15 protein-coding genes are annotated in these 20,975 nt (G+C 72.1%); 4 read left to right on the top strand and 11 right to left on the bottom strand.

What is annotated here, in order from left to right; translation table 11 throughout:
* Positions 1 to 6 precede the first annotated feature (6 nt).
* Both I5071_RS28795 and I5071_RS28790 read right to left on the bottom strand, forming a co-directional pair.
* A complete protein-coding gene (locus I5071_RS28795; protein WP_236516340.1) occupies positions 7 to 1,992 on the bottom strand; it encodes a serine/threonine-protein kinase in 1,986 nt (661 codons plus the stop codon).
* Positions 1,993 to 2,004: 12 nt separating this feature from the next.
* Entirely contained in the window at positions 2,005 to 3,909 is a 1,905-nt protein-coding gene (locus I5071_RS28790) for a serine/threonine-protein kinase (protein WP_236516331.1), read from the bottom strand.
* A 247-nt stretch (positions 3,910 to 4,156) separates the two neighbouring features.
* Between I5071_RS28790 and I5071_RS28785 the strand changes: the two genes are divergently transcribed.
* Positions 4,157 to 4,522: a hypothetical protein gene (locus I5071_RS28785; RefSeq protein ID WP_236516330.1), complete on the top strand. Its 366-nt coding sequence runs from the start codon at positions 4,157 to 4,159 to the stop codon at positions 4,520 to 4,522.
* A gap of 310 nt (positions 4,523 to 4,832) precedes the next feature.
* On the opposite strand, the gene I5071_RS28780 is transcribed toward I5071_RS28785, so the two are convergent.
* Positions 4,833 to 6,320: a hypothetical protein gene (locus I5071_RS28780; protein WP_236516328.1), complete on the bottom strand. Its 1,488-nt coding sequence runs from the start codon at positions 6,318 to 6,320 to the stop codon at positions 4,833 to 4,835.
* Between the two features lie 202 nt (positions 6,321 to 6,522).
* Positions 6,523 to 8,142, bottom strand: coding sequence for a serine/threonine-protein kinase (locus tag I5071_RS28775; protein ID WP_236516326.1), 1,620 nt, complete (start codon positions 8,140 to 8,142; stop codon positions 6,523 to 6,525).
* 134 nt (positions 8,143 to 8,276) lie between these two features.
* Between I5071_RS28775 and I5071_RS28770 the strand changes: the two genes are divergently transcribed.
* Genes I5071_RS28770 through I5071_RS28760 form a run of 3 tightly spaced genes read left to right on the top strand, consistent with a single transcriptional unit; the run spans position 8,277 to position 13,550 of the window.
* Positions 8,277 to 10,868 carry a GAF domain-containing protein gene (locus tag I5071_RS28770; protein ID WP_236516324.1) on the top strand — a complete coding sequence of 864 codons (2,592 nt, stop codon included), beginning with the start codon at positions 8,277 to 8,279 and terminating at the stop codon, positions 10,866 to 10,868.
* Complete coding sequence (locus I5071_RS28765; protein ID WP_236516322.1) at positions 10,865 to 11,311, top strand: response regulator; 447 nt, start codon at positions 10,865 to 10,867, stop codon at positions 11,309 to 11,311. Before I5071_RS28770 ends, I5071_RS28765 begins: the two co-directional genes overlap by 4 nt.
* Positions 11,312 to 11,342: 31 nt before the next feature.
* A complete protein-coding gene (locus I5071_RS28760; RefSeq protein ID WP_236516321.1) occupies positions 11,343 to 13,550 on the top strand; it encodes a response regulator in 2,208 nt (735 codons plus the stop codon).
* Here I5071_RS28760 and I5071_RS28755 read toward each other — a convergent pair.
* The 7 genes from I5071_RS28755 to I5071_RS28725 all read right to left on the bottom strand — a co-directional run bounded on the left by I5071_RS28755 (position 13,472) and on the right by I5071_RS28725 (position 20,970).
* Positions 13,472 to 14,233 carry a hypothetical protein gene (locus I5071_RS28755; RefSeq protein WP_236516319.1) on the bottom strand — a complete coding sequence of 254 codons (762 nt, stop codon included), beginning with the start codon at positions 14,231 to 14,233 and terminating at the stop codon, positions 13,472 to 13,474. The two genes, I5071_RS28760 and I5071_RS28755, sit on opposite strands and share 79 nt — an antisense overlap.
* Complete coding sequence (locus I5071_RS28750) at positions 14,230 to 15,180, bottom strand: alpha/beta fold hydrolase (RefSeq protein WP_236516317.1); 951 nt, start codon at positions 15,178 to 15,180, stop codon at positions 14,230 to 14,232. Before I5071_RS28750 ends, I5071_RS28755 begins: the two co-directional genes overlap by 4 nt.
* Positions 15,181 to 15,286: 106 nt before the next feature.
* The gene (locus I5071_RS28745) at positions 15,287 to 16,585 is read right to left on the bottom strand and encodes a hydroxymethylglutaryl-CoA reductase, degradative (RefSeq protein ID WP_236516315.1); all 1,299 of its coding nucleotides are present in this window, start codon (positions 16,583 to 16,585) and stop codon (positions 15,287 to 15,289) included.
* Positions 16,586 to 16,636: 51 nt separating this feature from the next.
* Positions 16,637 to 17,647 (bottom strand): hypothetical protein, encoded by a 1,011-nt coding sequence (locus I5071_RS28740; RefSeq protein ID WP_236516313.1) that lies wholly within the window; start codon positions 17,645 to 17,647, stop codon positions 16,637 to 16,639.
* A gap of 415 nt (positions 17,648 to 18,062) precedes the next feature.
* The gene (mvaD, locus tag I5071_RS28735) at positions 18,063 to 19,046 is read right to left on the bottom strand and encodes a diphosphomevalonate decarboxylase (protein ID WP_236516311.1); all 984 of its coding nucleotides are present in this window, start codon (positions 19,044 to 19,046) and stop codon (positions 18,063 to 18,065) included.
* Entirely contained in the window at positions 19,043 to 19,984 is a 942-nt protein-coding gene (gene mvk / locus I5071_RS28730) for a mevalonate kinase (RefSeq protein ID WP_236516309.1), read from the bottom strand. The genes mvaD and mvk overlap by 4 nt, the downstream gene beginning before the upstream one ends.
* Positions 19,981 to 20,970 (bottom strand): polyprenyl synthetase family protein, encoded by a 990-nt coding sequence (locus tag I5071_RS28725; RefSeq protein WP_236516307.1) that lies wholly within the window; start codon positions 20,968 to 20,970, stop codon positions 19,981 to 19,983. Before I5071_RS28725 ends, mvk begins: the two co-directional genes overlap by 4 nt.
* Positions 20,971 to 20,975 lie beyond the last annotated feature (5 nt).

Raw genomic sequence — 20,975 nt, 5'->3', positions numbered from 1 at the left:
CCGCGATCAGCTGCCCGGCGGCTTGCTCTCTCTCGCGCGCTGTCGCTCGAGGAACGATTGCCACTCGCGGCGTCGCTGTTCGCTCCGCTCGCGCAGCGGCGCGACCACGTCCTCCTCGATCCGCGCCCAGATCACCACGACGTTGATGGTGAGCGAGAGGTTCGCGATCGCCTCGAGCAGGAACACGTGCTCGGGCCACACGTTCGCGAGCGCGAGACCCGCGACGTACACCGCGACCGTCGGCCACAACCTCGACTCGATCGTCGCGGCCGCCACCGCGGCGAGCACGGTGTAGAGGAACATCAGGAGGGGCCCGGTCTGCTCGGGTGTCACGCCGAGCCTCCACACCGACCCGAAGAGCAGGATCTGCGAGCCCAGCATGATCCCGACGAGCCGCGTGAGGCGACGGTTGATCGCGGTGCGCGAGAGCGAGTCGCGCGCCCAGTAGCCGAGCCCCATCGCCGCGACGAAGAGCGCGGAGGTCGCGAGCATCGCCTGAGCGTGCGAGCGCTCCGCGTGCCCGGTGCGCGTCCACACCCAGAGCGCGAACGGCGCGATCGTCCACAGCGTGCCGAGCACCACGCCGATGAACACGCGCGTGCGGCGCCCGATCGAGGGATCGTGATCGCGCGCGAGCTTGGCTCGCCGCTCCTCCTCGGCCTGCCACTTCGCGCGCTCGTCGCTCACCCGCGCGATCAGCTCGGCCGGTGCGTCCTCGACCTCGGCGAGCAAGAGCGCAGCCGCCTTGGGATCGCCCTGCTCGAGCTCGAGCTCGATCATCGTGATCAGCGCGCGGCGCAGCCCGGCGCGCGCCTCCTCGTTGTCGCGCCAGATCTCGAGCGCTTCGAGGAACCCGAAGCGGCACTCGCCGAACAAGTGATAGAGGCGCAGCCGTCGCTCGTCGGGATCGCCGCCGACGCGCTCCTTCTCTTCGAGCAGCTCGGCGAGGCGCGCCTCCGCCTCTCCCGCGAGCTTCAGCGATCCGCGGTGCTCGAGGAATCCGATCAGCGCGAGGCGCAGCTGCTCCGCGCTCTCGAAGCGCGCGTCGGGATCGGCATCGAGCGCGCGCAGCACGATGCGCGCGAGCTCGGCCGGCGTCCCCTCGGGCAGCGTCGGCTTGCTGCGCGCGATCGAGTGCAGGATCTCGCCGAGGTGCGCGCCCTCGTGCGGCGCGCGCCCCGCGATCACCTCGAAGAGCATGGCGCCGAGCAGGTACACGTCGGTGCGCTGCGAGAGGAGACCGGGCGCGCCGCCGAGCATCTCGGGCGCCATGTAGAGCGGCGTCCCCGCCATCTCGATCGCGTCCTTCGCGAGCGGAAGTCGGCCCGTGCCGTCGTCGTGCATCGCGACCGCGATGCCCCAGTCGAGCACATAGACCTCGCCGAACTCCCCGATCATCACGTTCTCGGGCTTGAGGTCGCGATGGAGGATCCCGCGGCTGTGCGCGAAGTGCACGGCGTTGCACACCGCGACGAGGATCCGGACGTTCCACTCGAACGCGTCGCGCGCCTGGAAGCGCTTCCGGATCGCCTTGTCGTCGCGCATGAGATCGGCCCATGCGGCACCGCCGATCTTCTTGAGGACGATCTGCGGCGAGCCCTGCGCGTCGAGCGAGATGTCGTAGACCGGCACGACGTTCGGGTGCTCGAGCGACCCGGTGACCCACGCCTCGCGCAGCAGCTTGAGCGTCGCCGCATCGCTCTTCTGATCGGCCTTGAGCGTCTTGACCGCGACCTCGCGACCGAGCGCGACCTGGGTCGCGAGGCGCACGACGCCCATGCCGCCCTCGCCGATCGTGCCGCGCACCTCGAGGCCCGCACCGGTCGGGCCCATCCGGCGCAGCAGCGCGATCGCGTGCTCACCCGCCGCATCCGGCCGCGAGCGCTCGGGCGTGATCGTCGAGCTCGGGGAACGATCGAGCGTGCGCGCGTCCTGGAGGAGCTCCTCCATGCGCGCTTCGAGGGTCTGGCTCAGCTCATCCGGCGACGGCATGCACGGGCTCCATCAACGTCGTACCGCGATCGACGCGCGCTCCTCGTCGTCGACCCGTCCCCAGATCACCAGCACGTTCACGGTGAGCACGAGATTCGCGAACGACTCGAACGGCCACGCGTAGGTCGGCCACACCGCGGCGAGCACGAACGCGGCGCACATCGCGAGCGCCGCGGGCCAGAAGCGTCGCTCGAGCGCCGACGCGGTGAGCGACGCGCACACCGCATAGAGCAGGAGCACGAGCGGCCGCGTCTGCTCGTAGGTGATCGCGAGCTTCCACGTGACCGCGTAGAGCGCGACCTGTCCGATCAACACCGCCGCCACCACGCGCACCAGGCTGCGGTTGAGCGCGGTGCGCGAGAGCGCCTCGCGCGCCCAGTACCCGATCACGCTCGCGAGCACGAGCATCGCGCACGACGAGAGCAGCGGCGCGCGCTGATCGATCGTGGGATCGTGCTGCTCGAGCGCGAAGCCGATCCACGGCAGTACCGTCCAGATCACGCCGAGGATCGTGCTGACCACCACCCGCGTGCGACGGCCGATCGAGGGATCGAATTGGCGCACCAACGCGGCGCGCTTGGCCTCCTCGCGCTCCTTCGCGCGCCGCGCGTCGTTCACGCGCACCACGAGCTCCTGCGGTGGGCTCGTCAGCTCCGCGAGCAGGACCGACGCGGCCTTGGGATCGCCCTGCTCGAGCTCGAGCTCGATCATCAACGTGAGCGCGCGGCGCAGCCCGGTGCGCGCCACCTCGTTCTCGTGCCAGATGCGCAGCGCCTCGAGGAAGCCGAAGCGGCACTCGCCGAACAAGTGATAGAGGCGCAGCCGTGCCTCGTCCGCATCGCCGATCGGCTCGCTGCGCTCGTCCTCGAGGTCGCGCAGCCGTCGCTGTGCGTCGGCCGCGAGCGCGAGCGATCCCCGCTGCTCGAGGAAGCGCCCGAGCGCGAGGCGCAGCTGCTCGGCGCTCTCGAAGCGCTGCGTCGGATCGCGGTGCATCGCGCGGCGCACGATGCGCGCGAGCTCGACCTCGATCGTCTCGGGGAGCTCGGGCTCGGAGCGCACGATGCTCGCGAGGATCTGCATCATCGGCGCGCCGCCTTCGGGCGCGTGCGGGGGACGTCCGGCGACGATCTCGTAGAGCAGCGCACCGAGCAGGTACACGTCGGTGCGCTCGTCGATGCGCGGCGGATCACCTCCGAGCATCTCGGGCGCCATGTACGCGGGCGTGCCCGCCATCTCGACCGCGTCCTTCGCGAGCGGCAGGCGCCCGCTGCCGTCGTCGCGCATCGCGACCGCGAGGCCCCAGTCGAGCACGTAGACCTCGCCGAACTCGCCGATCATGACGTTCTCGGGCTTGAGGTCGCGATGCAGGATCCCGCGGCTGTGCGCGAACCGCACCGCGTTGCACACCTGCATCAGGATCCGGAGGTTCCACTCGAGCGCGTCGTGCGCGCCGAAGCGATCGCGCAGCGTGGCGCGCGCGTGCATCAGGTCCGCCCACGGCTCGCCCGCGATGCGCTTGAGCACGATGCGCGGGCCGCCCGAGGCGTCGAGCGAGAGGTCGTACACCGGCACGACGTTGGGGTGCTCGAGCGCACCGGTGACCCACGCCTCGCGCAGCAGCTTGAGCGTCGCGCGCTCGCTGCGCGCGTCGTCCTTGAGCGTCTTGATCGCGACCTCGCGACCGAGCGAGAGCTGCGTGCCCGCGCGCACGACGCCCATTCCGCCTTCGCCGATCGTGCCGCGGATCGCGAGGCCGCTCGCTTCGGAGAGCGATCCGAGCGCGCGCGCGACGGTCTCCTCGGCCCACGCGTCGAGATCGTCGGGCACGACGGTCGCGCCGGGCAGGTGCTCCATCGTGCGCGCGGTCTCGAGCACACGCGCGTCGATCGTCGCGGCGAGCGGGTCTTCGTCCGCCATCCTCGCGGCGGATCGTACACGCGTCGCGCGCCGCATGCGCGGAGCAGCGCGTGCTCCGACGCGGCGCGCGGGACGCGCCGTGCTCCGATCTCACGCGCTGCGTCATGTGCAGTTTTCCATGTGTCCATTGCGGCACATCGATTGCGACCACGCGACGTCCGTGGGCTCCGATTCCAGGCGTGCTCCTCCGCCGCGCGACGGCTCGACCCCGCCTGCGGTGCCGCGCGTGCCGCCGCCCGCTGCCGTGATGCCCAGCGCGCCGAAGAAGAGCGAGCCTCCGCGGGCCGCGCCGCCGCCGCGATCGACGGCGCGTGCCGCGCTGCCTCCGCTCGCGCGACCTGCGACGCGACCGCCGACGGGCGGTCAGGACTTCGCGTTCCTCCACGCCGCGCCGGCGAAGCCGACGCCGACTCCGCCTGCGCCCGAGCCGCGGAGGTCGGCGTTCCCGGCGCTCGAGTCGGAGGTGGTGCGCAAGGCGGTGCCGACGGGGAAGTCGGGACCTCCGCCGGTGCCCGTCGAAGCACAACGTGCGCGCACCGTGCGCCTCGCGCCGAGCCCGCGCCCGCGGCTCGAGGCCACGACGGTCGCGAAGAAGCGGCCGCCGAAGCGCTGACTGGGCGCGCGTCTCGCGCACGTTCGCGGTCCAGCGCGCGAGCCGCCCGAGCCGACGATGCCGTGGGAGCCGGTGCTCTTCGGGCGCGCGCGCCTCGATGACCGCATGTCGGCGCTCACGCACGCGCGATGCCGACATCATGGTCACGCGCTTCGCGATCGATCTGCGCGACGTGCAGCGCGTCGCGTCGAGATCCTCAGCCCCGACGGCACGCTCGTGAAGACGACAGGGCGTGCTCGAATCCTGAAACGCAGAACGCGCTGCGCCTCTCGAGGAGACGCAGCGCGCTCGGTGTCGGATCAGGATCGGCTCAGCGCGCGGTGCAGGTGCTGTTCGCGGCGTTGTAGTCGCAGGACCACATCGGGCCGAAGGGCGCGACCGAGAAGCCGATGTCGTCCTCGGTTCCCTGCATGACCTGGCCGAGCGGATAGACCATGCAGTCGAGGCCGCACTCGCCCATGAAGAAGACGACGTCGGCGACGTACCAGTTGTCGTTCGCCTCGCCGAGGCTGTCGCCGTTGCGCAGGAACACGAACGGGTCGGAGCCGAACGATCCACGCAGCGCGCCGCCGCAGTAGATGTTGACGGTCGGCATCGTCTGCTCGCTGTGCCCGGAGTCGCTGAAGTAGTTGACCATCACGCGGTACGGCATGCCGATGACCGGCGAGTCCACGTTGATGTTCTCGGGCGCGCAGAACGCGTCGGAGTTGGGGTCGGTCACGCTCGCGCGGCACGCGCCGTCGGTGCCGTTGGTGTCGACGTCGAGGCGCGGGTTGCGGCAGCTGCCGCGGTCACGCCAAGTGGCGCCGCCGCCGTGCGGCGCGTCGTCGCAGTTCTCGAGCGCCGAGTCCGCGTGGCCCGCCCACGTCAGGTCGTCGTCGGGCTGGCAGTTGAGGTAGTAGCAGTCGTCGTCGTTGAAGAAGTCGGTGTCCACGCCGTTGCGCGTCCACCGGTGCAGGTGCAGGTCGACGTCGGTGCCGCCCGCGGTGTCGAGCATCGTGTCCCAGTTGAGCTCGACGCGGAGCCCGCCGCCGCGCACGTAGAGCGTCCACGCGCAGCTCGCGGTGGTGCCGTCGGCGAGCGTGACCGTGACGTTCACGCGGTACGCGCCCGACGCGGTGAGGTACACGTCGGTGTTCTCGGCGGTCGGCGTCGCGAGCGTCGGGCAGAGCTCGGCGGGCACCGAGTCCGGGCAGTCGAGGCTCCAGGTCCAGCTGCGCGCCTCGCCGGTGTAGACGCGATCACCGCGCAGCGTGAAGTTGGAGAGCGGCGGCGCGACGTCGTTGCCGGGGCACATGACCGCGGAGCTGCAGCCCGCGAGATCGTCGCTCGTGCCGTTGCAGTCGTCGTCGCTGCCGTTGCAGGTCTCGGCCGAGGGCGAGACGCCGCCGACGCACGCGCCCCAGATGCCGAACTCGGTGCACGCCTCGATGCCGTCGGCGCACGCGCCGATGTTGCGGCGATCGGGCGGGCCCGCGAAGCACGGGCGCGTCTCGCCGGGCATGCAGGTGCAGCCCTCGTCGACGCGCGTGTCGCAGTCGTCGTCGAGGCCGTTGCCGTCGTTCGTCGCGCCGCAGATCTCCTCCGGGCCGCAGCCCGGCGAGCACGCGTTCACCGGGCCGCCGCCGTCGGGATAGGTGAGCTGCCCACCGTCGGTGCCGGGGCCCACACCGCCACCGTCGCCGCCGGTGCCGGGTCGACCCGGGCCATCGTCGTTCACGGTGCAGCCAGGCGCCGCGAGCAGCGCGATCGAGAGGGCCAGCGACCCTGGGATGACGAGCTTTTGCGCGAAATTCATAGGGCGAGCTCCAGGTCGAAGCGGGACGTGCGACTGTCTCAAAGCGCACACACCCGTCGCAACGACACGGCTCACGAGAGAGTGCGATCTCTCACCGCAGCGAGGAGAGCGCGCGGCCGCCGTCGATCGAGCGCAGCTCGCCGGTGGGGCCTTCGAGCCGCTCGGTGTCGTGCATGCCGCGCGAGGCAGTCCAGACCGTCGCTCACGAGGACACGCGCGCCTTCGGCGCGGCGTCGCTCGCGATGGTCGCGGCGAGCGCGTCGTCGCTCTCGATCTCGACCTTCGCGCGCTCCTGCGCGCTCCACCACGCGTCGGCGTCCTTCTGCGTCCACGTGCCCGCGTCGCTCGCTGCGATCGCGCTCGCCAGCGCCGCTGCGCTCGCCGGGCGATCGCTCGGCGCCTTCGCGAGGCACGCCATCACCAGCGCCTCGAGCTTCGGCGGCACGATCACGCCGCGCGCGCTCGGCGTGACGGGTCGATCCGAGAGGTGCGACGCGCAGAGCTCGACCACGCTCGTCCCCGCGAACACCGGCGTGCCGGTGAGCAACCAGTACGCGACCGCGCCGAGCGCGTAGAGATCGCTCGCGGGCCCGACGTTCTCGGGCGCGCTGATCGCCTCGGGCGAGAGATAGAGCGGCGTGCCCACGATCACGCCGTGGGTCGACACCCGCTCGTCGCCCGCTTCGCCGCGCACGTCCTTCACGAGGCCGAAGTCGAGCACCTTGAGCACGTCGCCCTGACCGGCGCGCCGCGACACGACCAGGTTGCTCGGCTTGATGTCGCGATGGACCAGCCCCGCCTCGTGCGCCTCGGCGAGCGAGCCGCACGCCTGGCGCAGCAGATGGGCGACACGCGCGGCGGGCTGTGGCCCGTGGGCGCGCACCAGCGCCTCGAGGTCGAGCCCGTCGACGAGCTCCATCGCGTAGTAGAAGACGCCGTCGGGGGTGCGGCCGTAGTCGTAGATCGCGATCGTGTTCGGGTGCGTGAGCTGCGCGGTGAGCTGCACCTCGCGCTCGAAGCGCGCGAGCCCGCGCTCTCCGACCTCCGTCAGATCGAGCAGCTTCACCGCGGTGGGCCGTCGCAGCATCGCGTGCTCGGCGCGGTACACCACGCCCATCCCGCCTGCGCCCAGCGTCTCGACCAGCGTGTAGCGCCCGAGCCGCGTCGCCTCGCGCACCCGACGTCGCAGCCCGTAGATCACGCGCGACGCGAACGTCGACGTCATCACCGCGATCAAGAGCCAGGTGAACGCGTACGCCGCGCGCATCTGGGGCTCGCCCGGTCCGTCGGCCGCCGCCGCGAGCACGAGCGCGGGCAGCGCCGCCGCGCAGCCGATCGCCGCGGTCCATCCGGGCCGGCTCGGCACCAGCACCGCGCGCGCGATCGCCATGTTCGTCGTGACGAGCAGCATCACGAGGTGACGGCTGTGCAGATCGGGCCGCAGCTCGACCGAGAGCAGCAGCGCCATCACGTCGAGCAGCGTCGCGGGCACCACCATGCCGATCACATCGAGCGCGCGCAGCGCGCCCATCGGCAGCGGACCGCCGCGCGCGACGAGCCACACGACGAGCAGCGCGACGATCGCGCCGAGCATCGCGAGGCTCGAGCCCGACACCAGCTCTTCGACGCCGCCCTGTCCGCTCGCGAGCGTGACGAGGTTCGTCATCGCGTAGCCGAGCAACGTCAGCAGCACCATCACGCGCCCGAACAGCGCGAGGCGCGACTGCAGCAGCGCGCGGCCTCCGTCGGACGACGAGGTCTCGGCGACATCCGACGCGTCCTCGACGCGCCCCACCGCGCGCCTCGCCCCCTTCACGCTCACGCGCCGCGAGCGTAACGCCCGCGCGAAGTCGGCGTCGAGCACGTGCGCGCCGCGCGTACCTGTGCGGTCGCGCAGTGTGCGTTGTCAGACTCCAGGACGGTGCTCATGACGACCTGGTTCCGATGGAAGTCGCCGTGCCCCTCCCCACGTCGCTCGGCGCGAGCGATGCCGACGTGCTCCTCCGCATCGGGGCCGAGCTCGCGCGCGAGCCCGACGTCGCGCGCGTCGTGCAGCGCGTGACCGACGAGGCCACGAGCGCGGTGCGCGCGCAGTTCGGGGCGTTCTTCTACAACGTCGAGGGGCGTCGCGGAGAGAGCTACATGCTCTACGCGCTCTCGGGCGTGTCGCGCGACGCGTTCGAGCGCTTCCCGATGCCGCGCAAGACGGAGATCTTCGCGCCCACCTTCGATGGCGTCGGGCCGGTGCGCTACGACGACGTGCGGAAGAGCCCGCGCTTCGGCAGGAACGCGCCGTACCACGGCATGCCCGAGGGGCACCTGCCGGTCGTCAGCTACCTCGCGGTGCCGGTGATCGCACGCGGTGAGGGCAAGGTGCTCGGCGGGCTCTTCTTCGGGCACGCGGAGCCAGGCCGCTTCACCGAGCGCGACGAGCGCCTCTGTGTCGCGATCGCGGGGCACGCGTCGTTCGCGATCGAGAACGCGCGTCTCTTCGAGCGCCTTCGTCGCGACGAGGTGAAGCACCGGCTCGTCGCGGAGGCGTCGACCGATGGCATGTGGCTCTGGGATCTCCGCGACGACACGGTCGAGTGGAACGACCGCCTCTTCGACATCATGGGGGTCCGCCGCGACGAGTGGCGCGGCGACTTCCAGTCGTGGTTCGAGCGGGTGCACCCCGACGACCGCGCGATGATGAAGCACGCGCTCGACGAGCACCTCGCGCGGCGCGCGCCCTACGTCGTGCCGCGCTTCCGGCTGCGCCACGCGAGGGGCGAGTACCGCGTGTGCACGACGCGCGGCCAAGCGGAGTGGGACGCGAACGGCGAGCCGATCCGCATGGCGGGATCGTTCAGCGACGTGACCGAGGTCGTGCGCGCCCAGGAGGCGCTCGAGCAGAGCGAGCACCGGTACCGGCAGATCCTCGACTCGGTGCGCGACATGGTGTTCGCGAAGGGCCCGGGCTCGGAGCTCACCTACGCGAACCAGGCGACGCGCGCTCACCTCGTGGGCGAGGCCGACGCACCCTCCGACCAGCTCGTCTTCGAGGAGGGCGCGGTCGTCGAGGAGCTCGAGGAGGCACACGTCGGAAAGGACGGAGAGCGGCGTTACTTCCACGTCGTGAAGAGCCCGATCGTCGATCGCGGCGGGCGCGTCGTGGAGCTCGTCGCGGTCGCGCGCGACGTCACGGCGAAGAAGCGGGAGGACGACGATCAGCGCTTTCTCGCCGAGGCCAGCACGCTGCTCGCGTCGTCGATCGACGTCGACGCGACGCTCTCGCACGTGGTGCGCCTCGCGGTCCCGCGCTTCGCCGACTGGTGCGCCGTCGATCTGCTCGAGGAGGACGGCACGATCCGCCGCATCGCAGTCGCGCACGTCGATCCCGCGAAGGTCGAGCTCGCGCACGAGCTGCATCGACGGGTCCCTCACGATCCTCGTGCGACGAAGGGCGTGCCCCAGGTGATCCGCACCGGCGTCAGCGAGGTGCACGCCGAGATCTCCGACGCGCTCCTGGTCGCGATGGTGCCGGATCCCGAGCTCCTCCGGATCCTGCGCGAGCTCGGGCTGCGATCGGCGATGGTCGTGCCGCTGAGCGCGCACGGGCGCACCGTGGGCGCGCTCTCGATGGTGAGCGCGGAGTCGCAGCGTGTGTACGACGCGCGCGCGATCGCGCTCGTCGAGGAGCTCGGCCGTCGCGCCGCGGTCGCGGTGGAGAACGCGCGTCTCTACGAGTCGGCGCGCAGCGCGCTCGAGCAGCGCGACGCCGCGCTCTCGGCGCTCCAGGCGCTCAACGCCGATCTCGAGTCGCGCGTCGATCAGCGCACGGCCGCGCTGGCCGAGGCGAACCGCGAGCTCGAGTCGTTCTCGTACACGGTCTCGCACGATCTCCGCGCGCCGATCCGCCACATCAGCGGGTTCGCGGATCTGCTGCGCGCCCACGCCGGCGATCGCCTCGACGACAAGGGCCAGCGCTGGCTGCGCACCATCGGCGAGGCGAGCAAGCAGATGGGCACGCTGATCGACGCGCTGCTCGCGTTCTCGCGCATGGGACGCGCCGAGCTCGCGCGCGAGACGGTCGCGCTCGGACCGCTGGTGCGGGGCGTCGTCGACGAGCTCGCGCCGGACTACGAGGGGCGCCGCATCGAGTGGTCGATCGGTGCGCTGCCCGAGGTGCGCGCCGACGCGACGATGTTGCGCGTCGTGCTGACGAACCTGATCTCGAACGCGGTGAAGTACACGCGCACGTGCGATCCCGCGCACATCGAGATCGGCGCGCTCGAGCGCGCGGACGAGATCGAGCTCTTCGTGCGCGACGACGGCGTGGGCTTCGACATGGAGTACGCGCACAAGCTCTTCGGGGTCTTCCAGCGGCTCCACGGGGTCGAGGAGTACGAGGGCACCGGCATCGGCCTCGCGACGGTGCGACGCATCGTGGAGCGCCACGGAGGACGCGCCTGGGCCGAGGGCGCGCCCGGGCGCGGCGCCACCTTCCATCTGACCTTGCCGTCGGCGCCCGCGTCCGACGCGCGCACGACGCGGAGCCGTGGATGACGCTGAGCGCGAAGAAGATCCTGCTCGTCGAGGACAGCGAGAACGACGTCGAGCTCACGCTCACCGCGCTCGAGCACAGCCGCATCGCGAACGGTGTCGACGTGGTGCACGACGGCGCGCAGGCGATCGACTATCTGCACCGTCGCGGGCCGCACGCCGCGCGGCGCGAGGGCGATCCGGTCGTGGTGCTGCTCGACCTCAAGCTGCCCAAGGTCGACGGGCTCGAGGTGCTCGCGCACATGCGCAGCGATCCACGGCTCCGCATGATCCCGGTGGTGATGCTCACGTCGTCGCGCGAGGAGCGCGACATCGTGCGCAGCTACGGGCTCGGCGTGAACGCGTACGTGGTGAAGCCCGTCGACTTCCACGAGTTCAGCGACGCGATCCGCGAGCTCGGCCTCTTCTGGGCCGTGCTCAACCAGCCTCCGCCGCGGGGCGCTTGAGGCCGACATGCCGAGAGATCGCGGACGCTCGATGCGGATCCTCCACCTGGAGGACGATCCTCACGATGCCGAGCTCGTGCAGGAGCACCTCGCGCGCGAGGGCCTCGAGGCGCGCATCGTGCGGGTCGGCGATCGCGACGCGTTCGAGCGCGAGCTCGTCGCGGGCGGGTTCGATCTCGTGCTCTCCGACTACGAGCTGCCCTCGTACGACGGGCGCACCGCGCTCGATCGCGCGCGCGAGAGCGCGCCCGACGTGCCCTTCGTGTTCGTCTCGGGCGCGATCGGCGAGGAGATCGCGATCGAGTCGCTGAAGCGCGGAGCGACCGACTACGTGCTCAAGCACCGCCTCGATCGGCTCGGCCCAGCGGTGCGGCGCGCGCTGCGCGAGCGGGAGAACCTGCTGCTCCGGCGCGCGGTGGAGCGCGAGCGCGACGCGTTGCACGAGGCCGAGCGACGCGCGCGACGGGAAGCGGAGCGCGTCGCGGCCGAGAACCGACTGCTCGCCGATGCGAGCGAGGTGCTCGCGTCGTCGCTCGATCTCGCGCCGACGCTCGGTCGCGCGCTGCGCCTGCTCGTCCCGCAGCTCGCGGACTGGGCAGTGATCGATCTGCTCCGCGACGGAGACGACGTCGTGCATCGCGTCGCATGGGCGCACCGCGACGATGCGCGCGACGAGCTGCTCTCGTCGCGCGATGGCTGGGAGCAGGATCCGCTCGGCGCCGCCGAGGTGATGCGCACCGGCGAGGCGCGCGTCGTCGCGGGCGACGACACCTCGACGAGCCTGCGCGAGAGGCTCGGCCTGCACCTCGCGATCGTCGTGCCGATCTCGCTGCGCGCGTCGTGCCTCGGCACCCTCGTGCTCGCCACCGCCGACGAGCGGCGCGGCTTCGTGGAGCGCGACGTGGCGCTCGCGATGGAGCTCGCGCTGCGCATCGCCGTCGCGATCGACAACGCGCGGCTCTACGCCCAGGCGCGCGAGGATCGCAAGCGCGCGGAGGACGCGAACCGCGGCAAGGACGAGTTCCTCGCGACGGTCTCGCACGAGCTGCGCACGCCGCTCAACGCGATCCTCGGGTGGGCGCGCATGCTCCGCGAGGGCACGATCACGCCGGACAAGCAGCGTCGCGCGATCGAGATCATCGAGCGGAACGCGCGCGTGCAGACGCAGCTCATCGAGGACCTGCTCGACGTGAGCCGCATCGTGAGCGGCAAGCTGCGCCTCAGCCCCGCGCCGCTCGATCCCGCGGGTGTCGTCGAGATGGCGGTCGAGGCGATCCGACCCCAGGCCGAAGGGCGCGGCGTGCGGATCACCGCCGACGTGCCGGGCGAGATCGGCGAGGTGCTCGGCGACGCCGATCGCCTGCAGCAGGTCGTGTGGAACCTGCTGACGAACGCGGTGAAGTTCACGCCGGCGCAAGGGCACGTCGACGTGCGGCTGCGCGGGCTGCCGGGCGAGGTCGAGATCGTCGTGCGCGACACCGGTGCCGGCATCCCGCGCGAGTTCCTGCCGCACGTGTTCGATCGATTTCGTCAGGCCGACGCGGGCAAGGCGCGCGCGCACGGCGGGCTCGGCCTCGGGCTCACGATCGTGCGTCACATCGTCGAGCTCCACGGCGGCAGCATCGTCGCGGACAGCGACGGAGAGGGACGCGGCGCGACGTTCACGGTGCGGCTGCCCGCGTCGGTGAACGCAGGGGTGCGGCCGCGCGTCGTCGCGGTCGCGCGTCCTTCGCTCACGCCGACGCTCCGCGAAGGACCGCGGCTGCGCGGCATCCGGGTGCTCGTCGTCGACGACGAGGTCGACGCGCGCGAGCTCCTCGTGAGCGCGTTCCACGAGCTCGAGGCCTCGGTGACGATCGCGGCATCGGCCGACGAGGCGCTGCGCGTGGTGCGTGATGCGCGACCGCACGTGCTGGTCTCGGACATCGGCATGCCGGGCGAGGACGGCTACTCGCTGATCCGTCGGGTGCGCGCGATCGAGCACGAGCTCGGCGCGCGCGTCCCCGCGATCGCGCTCACCGCGTACGCAGCGATCGAGGATCGCGCGAAGGCGCTCGGCGAGGGGTTCGATCGTCACGTCGCGAAGCCGGTCGAGCCGAGCGAGCTCGCGCTGGTGATCGCCGAGCTCACCGAGCCGTTCCGCGCGGAGATCGACGGCGATCAGTCGGACACGAACGAGAGCACGACGTCGCGCTCGCTCTCGTCGGGCGGGAACGACTCGGGGCGCTCGCTCTCGTAGAGCGCGGACCAGCTGCCGCTGCGACGTCGGAGACGCAGCGTGCCGTCGGCGCGAAGCGTCGCGCTCGCCTCGGCGCGGGTGCTCGCGATCGCACGACGGGTCTCGCCGTCGCGCGTGAGCACGGTCGCGACGATCTCGAGCGGCACCGAGAGCGTGCACCGGATCGGCTCGGTCAGCGCGCGCTCGCGGAGGCACACCGTGAGGTGTCGCCGCTCCTCGCGCACCCCCGCGCGCTCGGTCCAGCGCGTCGTGCGGGTGCGGGTCTCGACCGCGAGGACCTCGACCCCGCGCGCCCTCGATCGCGTGAGGCGTGCGAAGTGGATCTCGGCGTCGTCGGCCGGGGTCGTGGTCTCGTCGTCGACCACGTCGAGCACGCGCAGTCGATCGCCGTCGCGCAGCGCGACGAACGCGCGCACGTCGTAGCGCGCGTGCACCACCACGATCGCGAGGGTGCGATCGGTGGTGGGCTCGACCACGCAGCGCACCGTGCCCTCGGTCGATCCGAGCCGCGCCCACGAGGTGCTGGCCGCGCGACGGCAGGTCTCGTCGAGCGTCGCGGGATCGTCGGTGATCGACGGCCACTCGCGCTCCTCGACGCCGATCGGAACGCGCGCCTCGTCCTGCGCGCTCGCGCGTGTCGTCGTCGCCAACAGCAGCAGCGTGATCCCGAGCCCTCGCATCACCGCGCGATCCCGCGCAAGAACGTCTCGAGCGCGCCGCTGAAGTCCTCGCGCTGCTCGATCAGCGCAAAGTGATCGCCGTCGACCTCGATCATCTGCGCGCCCGCGCGCTCCGCCCACGCGCGCGAGAGATCGATCGGGAAGCGCTCGTCGTGCGTGCCGTGCCACACCAGCGTCGGGATCGCGATCGGCATCGTGTGATCGTCGAGCCCCGAGATCAGCACGAGCCCGTCGATCTCGAGCTCGCGCGCGAGGCGCGACGCGCCGACTCCGCCGTTCGATAGCCCCGCGAGCACGATCGTGTCGCCGCCGCGCGCCCTCACGAAGTCCAGGGTACGACGTGCGATCGCCGGTCCGTGGCCGGACTCCCAGTGCTCCGAGAACGACGTCGCCGGGCACACCGTGCTCCATCCCGCGCGCTCCGCCGCGTGCGCCACGACCCAGCAATACGACGCGAAGCTGCCGCCGTAGCCGTGGAGGAACACGACCCAGCGCGCGCTCTCCTCGTGCACGAACGCGTCGAAGCGTGATGCGCGTTGCTCGCCGAGCACCGTCGACACGAACGGCGTGCTCGTCACCGTGCCATCGCTCGCCTCGATCGCGTCGTAGACGGACGCGACGTCGAAGGCCTCGAGCTCGCGCCCGCTCACGCCGCGCGTCACCCGCATGAGCCGCACGCCGACGAGGCTCACGTCGCGCTCCGAGAACAGCCGCGAGAGAGGCGATGGGCGCTCGCCCGAGGGCAGCACGATCGCATCGAGGTACCCATGCTCGCGAGTGGGCCACGCCAGCGTCGCGACGATGACACCGAGCCACACGAGCACGATCGCGCCCGCGATGCGCCGCGCGATCCGCGTCCCGATCGCGAGCGCGACGATCGCTCCGGCCGCGCACACGACCCACGCGAGCCCACGCGCGCTGATCGGCTGTCCCGCCGCCGCCAACGACACGGGCAGCGCGATCGTCCCGATCAGCGCTGCCCCGATGCGCGCGGCTTCGCGCGCGCCACGTTCCTCGCGGTGAATCTCACCGTGCGCGTCGTCCACGCGCACGCAGTCACTCGGCGGCCTGGAGCTCCGCGTCGGGCGCGAGACGCTTGAGCGCGGCGCGCGCCGCCTCGACCGTCACCGTGCCCGCCTCGTGGATCTCCGCGGCGACGATCTCGACGAGATCACCGCGCGCGCCGGCCGCGATCGCGACGCTGCGCGCGTGCAGCGCCATGTGCCCGCGCTGGATGCCGACCGTCGCGAGCGCACGCAGCGCCGAGAGGTTCGACGACACGCCGACACACGCCGCGACCATCGCGAGCTCCTGCGCCGAGTCCACACCCGCGATCCCGAGCGAGAAGCGCGCGGCCTGGTGCACGCGCAGCGTCCCGCCGACGATGCCGAGCGCGAGCGGCAGCTCCATCGTGCCCTCGAGCGCGCCGTCCTCGCCCACGCACCACGTGCAGAGCGGGCCGTATTTGCCGTCCTTCGCGGCCCACGCGTGCGCGCCCGCTTCCACGGCGCGCCAGTCGTTGCCGGTCGCGATCACGACGGGATCGATCCCGTTCATGATGCCCTTGTTGTGCGTCGCGGCGCGGTAGGGATCGCGCGACGCGAACTCGCTCGCGCGCACGATGCCGTCGCGCACTTCCTCGCCGGTGAAGCCCTCGCCCTCGAGCGCGCTCGCGGGCACGCGGCACTTCACGCGCACCATGCGGCGATCGGTGAGGTTCGAGAGGATGCGCAGGCCGATGCGCCCACCGGCGATCTCGGCGACGCGCGGTGCGAGCGACTCGGCGACGGTGTTCACCAGGTTCGCGCCCATCGCGTCGCGGCAGTCGACGAGGACGTGCACGACCATCCAGCCGTCGCCGAGATCGCGCACCTCGAGATCGCGCGCGCCACCACCGCGTGCGACGAGGTTGGGCACCGCTGCGTCGGCGAGCGCGAGCAGCTCGCGCTTCGTCGTCTCCTCGAGCAGCGCCTCGCGCGCGCCCGCGACGTCCGGCACTTCGTCGAGCTGGATCTGCGAGATCATGATCGGCGCGTCGGCCTCGGCCTCGAAGCCACCGCCCGCGCGGATCATCTTGGACGCGTTCGACGCCGCGGCGACGACGCTGGGCTCTTCGACGACCATCGGCGCGAGGTAGTCGCGTCCGTTGATCTGCACGTTGAGCGTGAGCGCGAGCGGCATCGCGTAGGTGCCGATCACGTTCTCGATGGTCTTGTCGGCGGTCTCGGGGTCGAGGCCACCCTGCTCGAGCGCGCGATCGAGCGCGCCGGGCGGCAGACCGAGCGATGCCTCGGCGAGGCGGCGACGCTCGATCAGCGTGAGCTTGTAGAAGCCGGGCAAGCGCGAGGTGACCATCGAGTGCTCCGATCGCTCAAAGCTCGCGGCGCTCGTCCGCGAGCGATCAAATCAGTCCAAGGGCTCGTCGACGCGGACACCGTCGTCTCCGAGCCGAAGGGGGAGTAGGGCCAAGCCGGCAATTCGACACGCGTCGCCGAGCTCGGCGATCGCGGACTCGGAGGGGAGGAACGCGATGGCGACGTCGCCACCGCCCGCGCCCGAAGGCTTCGCGGAGCCGCCGATCGAATGCGCGATCATCGCGGCCTTGGTGAGCTCGGGCGTGACGATCGGGGCACCGGCCGTCTCGCCGAGGAGCTGCATCGCGTCGTGGTGCGCGGCGGCGGCGTCGATCGCGCCGCGCGCGTCGCCGCGCTCGATCGCGGCGAGCAACGTGGCTGCCGCCTCGCGGAGCGGTGTGATCGCGCGCTGGTAGGCCGTGGCATCGCGGGCCGCGAGCGACTTCACCTTCGCGACGAGATCGCTGGTGCGCGCGGGGGTGCCGGTCCACACGAGCGCGAGGTGGAGCGAGGCGGGCCAGTCGATCCGCGCGGCATCGAGGTGCTCGCCGTCGCGACGGACGCGCACGAACCCGCCGAGCGTGGAGGCCGCGACGTCGGCGCCGCTGCCTTCGGGGGCGACCGCGCGGTGGCCGTCGAGCGCGATCGGGAGGAGGCGGGCGCGGACGGTGGGATTCGAGACGTCGAGACCGTTCGCCGCGGCGACTGCTGCGACGGTGCCGGCGGCAGCAGCGGCGGAGGAGCCGAGGCCGAGCTTGCGGCTCCCTTCGCCATTCCCCTGATGGCGCAGCGCGCTGGTGTCGATGGCGAGGTCCATGTCGCGGGTGAGCGGGCCGAAGACGGATTCGGCGCACGTGCGAGCTAGCAGAGCTTCCGGCGGGAGCGGCTGTGCGTCGGGCGAGCGGCCGGGATCCGGCGGTGAGCCGTCGCTCGTGCGGGTCGGGCGGGCCGCGAGCGTCACCCGGGCGCGGGCAGGCGCCGCCGCGACGAGCGCAGGCGCGCCCTCGAGGACGACGTACTCGCCCGAGATCATGACCTTTCCCGGCGCCGACACGCGCACCACGCAGACCCTCCCTAAAGGGGACAACTTGCCACGGTAGGTGACCGCGCCGCGTCGGGGAAAACCCCTCTGCCCCCGGCCCGGCTTTCGGGCGGCGCAATCCTAGCGCCCCTGTAAAGCCCCCCGACCGCCTGGAGGTCGAGGTGTCCGTCAGCAGCGCAGATCAGGTGAGCCAGCGGAATGACGGGGAGGCCGGGACCGACCGTGGTTGAGATCAGGTGGGCTCTGTCCGGAGCACGGGATGACCTCGTGTGTGGACAGGAACCGACCCAGGTTGAGCTCTAACGTCCACGAACGAGGGCAAAAACCGACCGTGGTTGAGCCCAAACACCCGCAAACAAGGACAAAAACCGACCGAGGTTGAGCCCCGAGCACCCCGACCCACGGCCACCGGGGCCCACCACCCCCAACCGGCGCCTCAGCCGACCTCGACCCCCGCGCCCGGCCGTGCGTGCAGCACCCGCAGCACCCCCGGCGTCCCCGCGAGCGCTTCCTCGACCTGCGCCGCGGCCTCGCCCGGGCACATCGCCTTCACGTGCGGCCCCGCGTCCATCGTCGGCCACACCGGCACCCCGCGATCGCGCAGCTGCTTCACCGTCTGCAGCGCCGCGATGCTCGCCGGCTGGAAGTACATCGTCGACGGCGAGCTCGTGAACGCGAGCGCGTGCATCGTCGTGAAGCTCTGCTCGACCACCGGCCCGAGCCGCTCGTAGTCGCGCGCCGCGATCGCCTCGCGGATCACCGCGCACATCTTCGGTGCGCTCTCGACCCACGCGCGCCAGTAGGGCGACGTCTCGCGCGAGTGGCCCATGCCCTCGCGCGACCCCACGTCCTTGCGCCCCTCGGTGATCACCGCGACCACCACGCGCAGATCCCAGTGCGACGCATCGTGCCGCGGGATCGCCGACAGAACGTCGTCGCCCGGCTCACCCGCCGGCAGCTCCACGAACCCGCCGTAGATCGATCGCGCCGCGCTCGCGCTCGCACGACGCGCCATCGCGCTCGCCTTCGCGTCGTCGCGCGCCAGCCCGTACGCCGCGCGGGACGCCGCCGCCAGCGCCGCGAACCCCGACGCGCTCGACGCGAGCCCCGACGCCGTCGGGAAGTGATTGCGGCTCGTCACCCGTGCCTTCGCCGCGATGCCGCTCTCCGCGCGCACCCGATCGAGCATCGCGGTGACGCGCGCCGTCTCCTTCGGCAGCGCGACCTTCCCGTCGAGCTCGAACACGTCCGCGTCCAGCCGCTCGTCGAGCTCGACGCGCGTCTCGGTCCGCATCGGATCGAGCGTGATCGACAGGCTCGGCACCGCGGGCAGGTTCAGCCGGTCGTCGCTCTTGCCCCAGTACTTCGCGAGCGCGATGTTCGCGCGCGCGATCGCGTCCGCCTTGCCCGGTGCGCTCATCGCTCTTGATCTCCGCCGACCAGCGCGACGAACGCGCGCTTGCCGCACTGCTCTTCGATCGCCGCGCGCACCTTCTCCGCGCCCGCGCGATCCTCGGTCACCGCGATCATGCAGCCGCCGCCGCCGCCGCCGGTGAGCTTCGCGCCGTATGCGCCCGCCGCGCGCGCCACGCCGATCATCTCTTCGAGGGTCGCGGTCGAGATCAACATCCCGGCGAGCAACGACTGGTTCATGTCGAAGAGCTGACCGAGCGCCTTCAGATCACCTTGCTCCGCCGCGAGGCGCCCGTTGCGCACGATCGCCGCGATCGCGTCGAACTGCTTCTCCATGCGCTCGGGGCTCTTCTCGTGCTGCCGCGCGACCTCGCCCACCGTGATCTTCGTCGAGCACGCCTCGCCCGAGTCGCCGATCACCAGCGGGATCGCGCGCCGCGCGCGCACGCGCTCGATCGCTCGGCCGCGCACGTACCAGGCGAGCCCACCCGCGATCGACATCGCGTTGTCGACGCCGCTCGGGTTGCCGTGGAACACGCGCTCCCACGCGAGGGAGACCTCGAGCGCCGACGCGTCGTCGCGCTCGACCCCGCGCAGCGCGTCGATCGCGCGCAGCACCGCGACCCCGAGCGCTGCGCTCGAGCCCAGCCCCGATCCGCCCGGCAGATCCACGCGCGCCTCGATGCGCACCGGACGCTCGACGCACGCGGCCTCGAGCAGCACGCCGAACGCCTTGCCGAGCGAGCGCTCGTCGCGCGGCGTGACGGTCACGTCCCAGGGCGTCACGTGCAGCGAGCTCTCGCCCTCGGCGTCCATCGCGCGCGCGCTCGCACCGCGCGGAAGACCTGCCGCGAGCGCGGGGCGCCCGTACACCACCGAGTGCTCGCCCAGCAGGATGACCTTGCCGTGCGCCTCGCCCACGCCGATGCCGCGCGCGTCGCTCATCGATCGCGGATCGCGAGCATGCCCGCGAGGTCACGCAGCATCGTGCGGCCGGGATCGAGCAGCGCTCCGCCCTCGAGCGCGGTGCACGCCTGATCGAGCAGCCGCGCGAGCCGATGCTCCACGTTCTTGCGCGCGCCGCTCTTCACGAAGAGCTCGGTCGCCGCCGCCACGTCCTCGTCGCTCGCGTCCTTCTTGCCGAGCACGCGCGTGAGCGCGCCTCGCTCGCTCGCGGGCACGAGGCGCTCGCACTCGAGCACCAGCGCCGTGCGCTTGCCCGCGCGCAGATCGTTGCCCGAGGGCTTCCCGGTCTGGCGCGGATCGCCGAACGTGCCGAGCAGATCGTCGCGCACCTGGAACGCCTCGCCGAGCGGCGTGCCGTACGCCTCGAGCGCCTCGAGCTGCGCGTCGCTCGCTCCGCCGATCAGCGCGCCCATGCGCAGCGGGCCGGCCACCGTGTAGCTGCCCGTCTTGAGCTGCTGCATGCGCGAGACGTCGGTGCTCGCGAGCAGGTCGAGGCTCTGGCCCATCACGACCTCGACCTGCATGCGCACGAACGCGTCGTGCAGCTCCACCGGTCGCGCCGCGTGCGGCACCGAGCCCAGGAAGAGACGCTGTGCGTACGCCGAGCCGAGATCACCCGCGAGGATCGCGAGGCTCGCGCCGAGGTGCGCGTCGCCGAGCTTCGCACCGAGCGCCGCGTGCACCGAGGGACCGCCGCGGCGCTGATCGTCGCCGTCCATCCAGTCGTCGTGGATGAGCAGATAGCTCTGCAGCACCTCGAGCGCAGCGCCCGCGTCGACGGTGAGGCGCCAGTCGCGCTCGGGCTCGACCGCGCGGAACGCCGCGACCAGCACCGCGGGGCGAAGGCGCTTGCCGCCGCGCATCGTGAGCGCCGCGATCGCCTCGACCAGCTCCAGGGCCTCCGACGCGAGCCCGCTCGCAGCCCGACGCTCGTCCTCGAAGAAGCGTGCGAGACGCGCGTCCACCTCTC

Origin of the sequence: Sandaracinus amylolyticus, assembly GCF_021631985.1 — a bacterium.
Classification (GTDB): Bacteria; Myxococcota_A; Polyangia; order Polyangiales; family Sandaracinaceae; genus Sandaracinus; species Sandaracinus amylolyticus_A.
This window is presented reverse-complemented; position numbering and strand designations above follow the sequence as displayed.

Bases quoted from the DNA above. Each gene is read 5' to 3' on its own strand.
- I5071_RS28765 (WP_236516322.1), top strand. From the start codon at position 10,865: ATGACGCTGAGCGCGAAGAAGATCCTGCTCGTCGAGGACAGCGAGAAC.
- I5071_RS28785 (WP_236516330.1), top strand. From the start codon at position 4,157: ATGCCCAGCGCGCCGAAGAAGAGCGAGCCTCCGCGGGCCGCGCCGCCG.
- I5071_RS28745 (WP_236516315.1), bottom strand. From the start codon at position 16,585: ATGGTCACCTCGCGCTTGCCCGGCTTCTACAAGCTCACGCTGATCGAG.
- I5071_RS28790 (WP_236516331.1), bottom strand. From the start codon at position 3,909: ATGGCGGACGAAGACCCGCTCGCCGCGACGATCGACGCGCGTGTGCTC.
- I5071_RS28780 (WP_236516328.1), bottom strand. From the start codon at position 6,320: ATGAATTTCGCGCAAAAGCTCGTCATCCCAGGGTCGCTGGCCCTCTCG.
- mvaD (WP_236516311.1), bottom strand. From the start codon at position 19,046: ATGAGCGCACCGGGCAAGGCGGACGCGATCGCGCGCGCGAACATCGCG.
- mvk (WP_236516309.1), bottom strand. From the start codon at position 19,984: ATGAGCGACGCGCGCGGCATCGGCGTGGGCGAGGCGCACGGCAAGGTC.
- I5071_RS28760 (WP_236516321.1), top strand. From the start codon at position 11,343: ATGCGGATCCTCCACCTGGAGGACGATCCTCACGATGCCGAGCTCGTG.
- I5071_RS28795 (WP_236516340.1), bottom strand. From the start codon at position 1,992: ATGCCGTCGCCGGATGAGCTGAGCCAGACCCTCGAAGCGCGCATGGAG.